Annotated in this window: 10 protein-coding genes; 6 read left to right on the forward strand and 4 right to left on the reverse strand. The window is 57.1% G+C overall.

Going from position 1 to position 8,390, the window contains the following annotated elements; genetic code table 11:
* The first annotated feature begins 18 nt into the window (after positions 1-18).
* Entirely contained in the window at positions 19-537 is a 519-nt protein-coding gene (locus BM194_RS18485) for a hypothetical protein (RefSeq protein ID WP_092849935.1), read from the forward strand.
* Positions 538-887: 350 nt separating this feature from the next.
* On the opposite strand, the gene BM194_RS18495 is transcribed toward BM194_RS18485, so the two are convergent.
* Positions 888-2,165, reverse strand: a complete 1,278-nt coding sequence (locus BM194_RS18495; protein WP_092849940.1) for a Y-family DNA polymerase — start codon at positions 2,163-2,165, stop codon at positions 888-890.
* The gene (locus BM194_RS18500) at positions 2,165-2,656 is read right to left on the reverse strand and encodes a LexA family protein (RefSeq protein WP_092849942.1); all 492 of its coding nucleotides are present in this window, start codon (positions 2,654-2,656) and stop codon (positions 2,165-2,167) included. Before BM194_RS18500 ends, BM194_RS18495 begins: the two co-directional genes overlap by 1 nt.
* Positions 2,657-3,240: 584 nt before the next feature.
* Between BM194_RS18500 and BM194_RS18510 the strand changes: the two genes are divergently transcribed.
* The 4 genes from BM194_RS18510 (at position 3,241) to BM194_RS18525 (ending at position 6,200) form a co-directional block, all read left to right on the forward strand.
* On the forward strand, positions 3,241-3,603 hold the full coding sequence (locus BM194_RS18510; RefSeq protein ID WP_092849946.1) for a hypothetical protein: 363 nt from the start codon (positions 3,241-3,243) through the stop codon (positions 3,601-3,603).
* A 70-nt stretch (positions 3,604-3,673) separates the two neighbouring features.
* Entirely contained in the window at positions 3,674-4,174 is a 501-nt protein-coding gene (locus BM194_RS18515; protein ID WP_092849948.1) for a hypothetical protein, read from the forward strand.
* A 54-nt stretch (positions 4,175-4,228) separates the two neighbouring features.
* Positions 4,229-4,594, forward strand: a complete 366-nt coding sequence (locus BM194_RS18520) for a DUF7673 family protein (protein ID WP_092849952.1) — start codon at positions 4,229-4,231, stop codon at positions 4,592-4,594.
* A 94-nt stretch (positions 4,595-4,688) separates the two neighbouring features.
* Positions 4,689-6,200, forward strand: a complete 1,512-nt coding sequence (locus BM194_RS18525) for a cell envelope integrity TolA family protein (RefSeq protein WP_143097627.1) — start codon at positions 4,689-4,691, stop codon at positions 6,198-6,200.
* 44 nt (positions 6,201-6,244) lie between these two features.
* Here BM194_RS18525 and BM194_RS18530 read toward each other — a convergent pair whose 3' ends face one another.
* Positions 6,245-6,580 carry a hypothetical protein gene (locus BM194_RS18530; RefSeq protein WP_143097628.1) on the reverse strand — a complete coding sequence of 112 codons (336 nt, stop codon included), beginning with the start codon at positions 6,578-6,580 and terminating at the stop codon, positions 6,245-6,247.
* 243 nt (positions 6,581-6,823) lie between these two features.
* Here BM194_RS18530 and BM194_RS18535 point away from each other — a divergent pair, with 243 nt between their 5' ends.
* On the forward strand, positions 6,824-7,468 hold the full coding sequence (locus tag BM194_RS18535) for an SOS response-associated peptidase (protein ID WP_092849958.1): 645 nt from the start codon (positions 6,824-6,826) through the stop codon (positions 7,466-7,468).
* A gap of 608 nt (positions 7,469-8,076) precedes the next feature.
* Here BM194_RS18535 and BM194_RS18545 read toward each other — a convergent pair.
* On the reverse strand, positions 8,077-8,390 hold a 314-nt coding region (locus tag BM194_RS18545; protein ID WP_143097629.1), incomplete at its 5' end, for an integrase core domain-containing protein.

An 8,390-nucleotide genomic window follows, 5' to 3' on the forward strand; every position in this document is an offset into this window, starting at 1 on the left:
CAATAGAAGGAGGCAGACATGTCACGACACGGGTTCCATCACGTACTTAACAGGCCATGCGAAGGTCAGGAAGACTTAGAAGAACTCGAAGACCTAATCGGCTATGGGATCTATGATTGGCTATCACGCGGGGTAGCCGGATACGACGAGCAACTGGAGACATTCTTTTTCAACATCGAGGGCAGCTGGATCTTTGGCACGGAGCCAGGGGAGATACCCAGCATTGGCTTGCTTCAAGCGATCCTCTCCGCGATATTCTCCGGCGCAGAGCTTCCCTTCAATCAGGAAGGCCTGAGAATGATCGCTGAGGAAGTGGACCGTTACTCAGCGGTTCTTGATCCGGCAGAAGCCGCGGACCTGTCCAACACCGTCTCGGCAACGTATCTTGAGAAACAGGTAGCATTGGCCAATTACTTCCGCGGTGAAGAGGCAGGCGGCGTAATGCGAGAGCTGGCGCCGGCAACCTCTGCAGGCCCAGACCACCCCAAGCGAGGCTTTCTGAGCAGGGCCTTTCACTACATATTCTTGAATAAATGAACCTTAATGCCACAACCCCCCAACCTCATTGATTCCTGGCTTCATGTCGCCACGAATGGCGGCACGCAAACCAAGGCAGAGGCCCTAGCCCAGCTTAACCACGACCTGGGCACCAAGTACCGCCCAAACCGTCTCTATGAATGGCGGGCAGGGACATACCCTGTACCTCCTCAGGTGCAAGTCTATATGCTGCATGCCGCCCTCAGGTGGATCATCCAGGAGGAGGGCGGCACGGTGCCAGAGGGAGATATTGAATACACCGATCGCGTGCTGCAGCGACTTCTCCCCCCGCCAAGGAAGAAAGCAGGGGAATGAACAACCTCGGAGAGACGACCTGTACTGCCAGGCCCTCACCCCATCCTGATTTCGGGTAATTCTTTCCAGGAGGTCAGAAAGCGCGGTGTCTGTCGCGTGTTCCTCTGCCTCCATCGCTCATCCTTCCTCACGCCCCCCAGCGTGACCGCTCCACGGCCAAACTCACGATTGAGGGCATCCATCACACCCATGAGCTTTGCCGACCGCTGACGCCTCTCCTCGGTCTCCTGGGTATCCAACATATCGAGCTGCAAACCGTCCCGATCAGTCAGGTCAATCATCATGACGCCGGCCTTAGCGTACTGATAGCCTCGGCGATAGATCATCTCCAGGGCACGCTGGGCAGCACCGACGATTACACGGCTGTCATCGGTGGGCATCGGCAGTGGCAGGGTGAGGCTGGGGTAGTCCTGAGGAAGATCACTGCGAAACCGTGGCGTCGAGAGAAAGACCATGATCGCCCGGGCGACCGATTGCTGGCGCCGCACCTTTTCCGCGCCAGCCTGGGCATGCGACCGCACCGCCTCGCGTAGGTCATCCAGGTTGCCGGTGGCCTTCCCGAACGTGCGGCTGGTCATGATGTTTTGACGCTTCTGGTCGATGTCATCAAGTCGGATCACATCAACCCCTCGCAGCTCCCAGACCGTACGCTCGAGCACGATCCCAAAGCGCTTGCGGATCTCTTTGGGCTCGGCTTTGCGCAGATCCAATGCTGTGCGGATACGCATCCGCTCCAGCTTCTCTCCTGTTCGCCTGGCCACACCCCACAAGTCCGTTACGTGCATGCGATCCAGATGGGCGAGGGTAGCTGGATGGTCAGCCTCCAGGACACAGACGCCTTTGAAGACAGGCTGCTTTTTGGCGATGCCCGTGGCCACCTTTGCCAGCGTCCGAGACGGCGCCACCCCGATCGATACAGGTATCCCCGTGGAACGCTGGACCTCTTGACGCAGCTCAGCCGCATGGCCCTGCAGAGCCTCGGTAGAAAGCCCGGAGAGATCGATGAATTGCTCGTCAATTGAATATACCTGCACGGGGCCAGTATGGGCCTGCATGGTGGCCACCACCCGCCGCGACATTTCACCAAACAGGGCATACGCTGAGCTGAGCAGCACCGTTTGGCGTCGCACCTCAGGGGAGAGCTGAAAGGCGGGCATGCCGTTTGGTACGCCCAAGGCTTTCAATTCATTTGACCGAGCGACCAAACATCCGTCATTCGAGGACAATACCCCAACAGGACGCCCACGTAGCTGAGGCATGAACACGCGGAAACAACTCACATAGAAGTTATTACAGTCACAGTGGCCAATCATCACAGCCCTCTACGGCGATGCGAGTGGACGTTGTGAATGACGACTCCCCATGTCTCGCAATCGGTGCCATTAAGCGCGATCGGATGATAGGCGGGGTTGCCGGACAATAACGCCGGCTGGCCATGCCATTTGCCAAGCTGCTTGCAAGTCAGCTCTCCATCCAGACACACCACGATAACGTCCCCATCCATCGGCTCAAGCGAGCGATCGACAATGAGCAAATCCCCATCGTAGATACCGCATCCCTCCATGCTGTCCCCCTTCGCACGGCAGAAATAGCTGGCGCTCGGCCTTGGTATCAGGTGCTCGGTGAGGTCGAGAATACGATCAACCTCTGCCTCGGCGTGGATCGGAAAGCCGGCCCTAACCTCGCCGGCCATCAGGGGAAGGGGATACCGCGAGCTTACAGATGACTGGCCCAGGATGGCGATGTGCCCGCCCAGTTGGCCGTTTCCGCTGGCTGCTTCTCCAGAACGTGGTGTGTTAAGCATGCCTCCTCCTTTTAGCTGTATTTGCATACAGTATCGGAGAAGGACTATTCCCGCTGCAAGCAACCGTTCCTCAACGTCAGTTCTTTCCCTACCTCTCGATGAGACCTGAAGCCAGGAATGAGGCGCACCAATGAATACCTATGAGACTGTCGAGCCCACCATCAGCACTTGCCAGACCTGCGGCATTGACCACCTCGGCAACCAAGATGACTGCTGGCGCTGTGTGATATTCAATGCCGGGTTAGCGGCTGTCAGAGCCCGAGAGAGTCAAGAGCAGGAGGCTGCTGAGCGCCAGCTCCTAGCCGAGATCGAGGCCGGCACCTATGGCCCACCGGCTACACCCCCGGTTGAGGAATGAAGCAACCCCACCATGCCCCAGGCCATCCCTGGGGCTTTCCATGGATAAGCCAAGCCCACTAAGGCATGCAGTTATACCCGCTTGTAGCAGCATGATAACCTTGTACTTATATACAGTATCGGAGATGGGCCGGCCCCAGCTAGCAAGCGCCAGCGATAGCTAGTGTCAGCCGACGCTCTATCCCTACTCGAGGCCTGAACCCAGGTATAGCGAGCAGGAGTTACCAATGAAGAATTTGTACGTTGCCGGGAAGAGTCCCAAGACCCCAGGCCAAGCCAAGCGAGCAGCCAGCAAGGCGAAGAAAGCCGACCGGATCGAAGCCCTGCACGGAATAGAAGCAAAGATACAGAGATACAAAATCGAAAGGCCTGGCGCTAGCCTGGAGATTATCCGCCGCGTGTTCCCCGATATAACCACGGTGGCAAGTGAGTTCTGCGAAGCCCACGACATCGGCCTTGAAACAGTCCTGCCCAACCTCAGCGCGGATGTGATTGCACACGTTCAAACCTACGGCCTTTCGAGCCGCGACGAACTTCTAGGCGTGACCACCCGAATGATCCGAGCTTACCTGCCGCGTGCAGGTTGCTAAGCCCAGTCGCACGCGCCGGCCTGCACGGCATCGCCCCCACAGACACCCAACGCACCCCTAGGGCACCATCATGTCGATCCTTAACGATCTCTGGCCAATCCTCACTAAAGCCGCAGGCAAGCACTATCGAGTACCCCACGATTCCAACGAGGTGATCGTTCATTTGGCGGCCGATGCCAACTTAGAGACACGGGAGGTGCGCGAGTGGGAAAAAGGTTGGCGACTTCCCAAAAAAGAGGTACTGGAGCGCTTCGCCGCCATCTACCTCTTTAGCCGGCCTGCCATCGAGCCTTTAATCGAGGAAGCGGGAAACTATGTCCCCGGCACCACATTGCCCCGAGATCCGGCCTATCACGGTGCCGAGAACTATGCACCACTCAAAGGCGACCCGGTATTTGATGCCGCTGGCATGTTTTGCCAAATCTACGAAATCGAGTCTGGACTAACCTGCCTACAGCTCATCAAATACCTTATCACACGCAATCCGGGTAGTATTGAAGAGGGAATCGGCATGCTTATGCTGGCCTTTCCACAATATTCTGGAGTGACGTGTCGGCCTTCGACAGGGTAGGGGCTCAGTGCAACGACACCGACTCATAAAGACAAACAGCGAATAGGCCTCATTATGGAGACAAGAGACTCCGGTTCACTCCCTGAAAGCGCCAGGCAGGCCTTCGAGAAAGTTGAGGCCTTCGAGCGACACAAGATTGAGGTCCAAGAGCGTGGCCTGCCCGCTCTCCAGCGCTTGGCCGACAATGCCTTGGGATACACCCACCAGCCTCACCATATCCGACGCATACTGCTTGCCACCTATAACGGGGAGGCCTGGCCCCTCGATTTGACCCGGCTACGCAGGCTGGATGCTGACCTCATCGCAGATGCCCTTACGGTCATCGAATGGTCGACCTACGCCGATGCTGAGCTGTTTGAGTACCTGCCTGACGGCGACCGCTTCATGCAGCAGCTCGCCACCATTGAGCGGGAGCCCTAGCCGCTTCATGCCCCAGCCAACCCCTACCCCCTCCCTTTCCAGGAGACAGCTACCGAGCACCCTCAGGTAGCGCGGCATCGCTTGGCGCCAGCTCATGAAATCCAGCGCAAAAATTCCCTACGGTCTACGCGATGAACGGCTCGTGCATATCAGCCAGCTCACCCTCACTGAACGGGGTGGCCAGTGTGGCTGTGTCTGTCCTGAGTGCAAAACGCCGCTTGAGGCCAGGATGGGCAGCAAAGTGCGCCACTACTTCGCTCACGCCCCTGGCACTCGCCCATGCGCTGGCGGGGCTGAAACGGGAATACACCTGGCCGCGAAACAGCTGATCGCTGATCGTAAGGAAGCGCCCATCCCGCTGCTTCAGGCGTCGCTTGAGGGCAAGGATGCCGATGGCTACAAGCACACCGAATCCAAGGTCATTTTTCCCGGCTGCGATCGGCAGTCCGTGGATGACACGAAGCTCGAGTTTAGCCTGGGTGACATCCGCCCTGATTTGATCGTGACCCTGGGCCAGGTAGAGATCCTGGTTGAGGTGGCCGTCACCCATTACATCGACGCCGAAAAACTGCAGCGACTCGAAAGCCGTGGCCTGCGCTGCATCGAAATCGACCTGGGGGATATACCGCGTGACCTGACCCCAGCTGACCTCGAGGAGCATGTCTTTAACTACCACCGGGCCTATTGGATCGTGAATCCCAAGATCCAAGCGGAGCAGGAGAAACTGCGCCCTGGGCTTCAGCAGCAGATCGAGCGGGCCAATAACCGAATAGCTCAGGCCAAGGCTGCCCGGGAGCGCGAGGAACAGCGCCAGCGCGAACGCTACGCCCAGAGAGAAGCCTACTTTCAGGCACAAGCTGAGAAGCAAGCCGAGCAGAAGCGCCAATGGGAAGAGGAGCAGCGGCTGGCGCGAGAAAAGGCTCGAAAAGAGGCTGATGCCCGACAACGCGAGGCCGAGGAGGCCCGCCAGCGGGAAGCCAAGGCCAAGGCAGAGGCCGAACGAAAACGGAGGCATGAATCCTGGGCTGCCGAGCGCCAGCAGCTCGACTTGGAAAGCATGCGCCAGCTTGCCAGGGAACTATCAGCGGCCTGCCAGCGTATCGAACGCCACCTGGCCACGGCGCCAGCGTCATCACGGCTCTGCCTGCCAATGGCACGGCGGCATGTCCAAAGAGACATCTACAGGATGGACCTCGAGCCCATCCCTGCCGCGATCGAGACACGCACCGAGTACGATTGGATGTTCGGGGTGCCAGCCCGGGAGTGGAAGCTCGCGGCCTTCCTGGGGGCGGTTTATACCCGTGAGAACCTTCAACGACAGAGCAAGATCGCCATCCAGGACATCGAGCGCTGCCTCGTTGAATTCGGATACCGGCCTGCCGTCGCTCTTCACCGCGCCGAGCAGTTGCTGACTACGGCTCGATACTACCAAGTGCTTGAGGACGACCCCGCGATTACGGCACTTGGCCAGCTGCCACGGCCGCTGGCTGCGATCGCAGAATTCGTTGCGGAACTGGACAACTTCAACATGATCCAGCTGCAGGCAGCCGAGCTGGATGAGCTTACGCTGACCCTCAAGCCTGCCGCCAGCTGGCGCTTACGCTAGTAGCCGACACAAGGGCCGGCTACGGGGCATGAGAGTGCGGGTGCTCAGGCAAACAGGAATTGGGCCTCAGCTTTGGCCTCGGCATCCGTATAGACCTTGATTAAGGCACCGTCAGCGGTTGCCTTGCCCTCGAGCGCATCCTTGACCAGGCAATACTCAGTGAAAATCTGCCGAATGAGCTGATCGGCATCAGCCAGTTCGTCATCGATGTGGGCATCTGCATCCAGGGCGTCCCAATGCAGACTCTCTGACATTGCAGTGAGCATATCGTCGGCAGTGGTTTCCCGCGGGTCCGCGTCTTGGGCAATGAAATCGCACACCACCAGCTCGATGAGTTGTTGGCGGGTGTCCGATACGGCCATGCTTGTGGATGCTGTCATTGGCTTACCCTGGTCTCTGTTTGTTCGGTGGCAAGTGAAAAATTAGGTCAACCTGCCGGCATAGGTTATGCTTCAATTATAGTGTGCATTGCACACCTTTAGCAATACTTGAATGCGCTCGTTGACCCCTATCTCATGTGGTCTACTTGAGACCGACAGCCCGCCGTGCGCTATTCGACAATCTCTCGATTGGCAGTTATTTCTTACAACACAGCTCAATGCGGCCCACCAGGGGGAGGGGACATGTGTAGTCGATACGAGGCGCCTGAAGCCGACCAGCTGATGCATGCCTTTGGCGTGGCGCCAGAACATGAGATGCAAAGCGAACTCTGGCCAGGGTATACCGGCCCCTTCCTGCGTGCTCCACAGGCGAGCGATCCCGATGATGAGGCCGCTCCCTCCATTGAGGCGCTGACTGGGATATTTGGCCTCCTGCCGTTTTGGGCCAAGGACACGAAGCTGGCGAGGAGAACCTACAATGCGCGTTCGGAAACGGCCGACAGCAAGCCATCTTTCCGTTCAGCGTGGCGCCAGGCGCAACACTGCATCATTCCTGCAAAGGCGATCTATGAGCCTGATTGGCGCTCAGGGAAAGCGGTGCCGACACGGATTGCTCGGGCTGATGGAGGCCTCATGAGCATTGCCGGTCTCTGGGAGCGCTGGACCAGCCCCAGCGGGGAGATCGTGCATAGCTATTCGATGCTCACGATCAACGCTGACGATCATCCGCTAATGCGGGAGTACCATCGCCCGGGAAGTGAAAAGCGCATGGTTGTCATCTTGCCGAATGGAGCGCTAAAGGATTGGCTGACAGCGCCAGCATCAGAGAGCAGGGCATTCATGCGCCAGTACCCTGCGGATCGACTACAAGCAGAGCCCAAGCCCTAAGGGCATGGGCCTAGGCCATATATTAAAGTGCCTGTTCATACAAATTGGACAAGAACCGCTCAATGGTATCGATCGTTGAGTTTATGTAACTCATTTCGATCTTGATCTGATTATTCCAACCATAACCGAGGCTTGGCGTACTGTTTATAACGTTCTCGATACGCGAAGTCGGGTTGGTTCTTTTCACATAGCCTTCCTCGTGGACTATCTGATTTCTAATCTTATTCAAATCACTTATTGCGCTCCAAAGGCCGTTCATCTCACCGGAGCTGAAATCTATACCGACCATTTTCTCTAGGTACTTTTTAGACCGAACAACCCCATCCCCATACAGATCAGACAATCCGATAGGTAGGCTGTTCTTCTTTTCAACCCGACTGCACAGCAAGTGCATCTGCCTTTCAAGGAACGAATACAAGGATACCAGCGTCGACTTCCTAAATGTGTCGATGAAAGTATTTTCTATCTCGTTTATATCATCGGATAGGAACTCAATTATATCATTGTAGTCTTCCTCATCCTGCCCGTACTCATCTGGAGATAAGTTGTAGGATTCGACAAGCGCCTGTTTGTCGCTCTGAAATTTACTATCAAGCTCATCAGTGTACTTACGTGTCGGGGCCCGGATGATTAATTACGCGTTTCCAAAATAATTCGGGCCGGTCCTTCTGCCATTGCTTCATTGCACCGACCGGCGTCTGATGATGCAAGGCCTTTTGATTGATGTGGTGGTTATAAAGCCAGTTGTAGCGTTTGAGTGTGGTTTCCAGATCTTCCCGCGAGTCGAACCGATGCGTATTCAGGATGTCGCTCACGCGGCCATTGAAACGCTCCACCATGCCATTGGTCTGTGGCCGGTAAGGCGGGATCAGCCGATGGTCGATGCCATGCTGGCGACAGAACCGGTCCACCCGGTGCTTGC

Origin of the sequence: Modicisalibacter xianhensis, from assembly GCF_900113605.1 — a bacterium.
GTDB classification, from domain to species: domain Bacteria; phylum Pseudomonadota; class Gammaproteobacteria; order Pseudomonadales; family Halomonadaceae; genus Modicisalibacter; species Modicisalibacter xianhensis.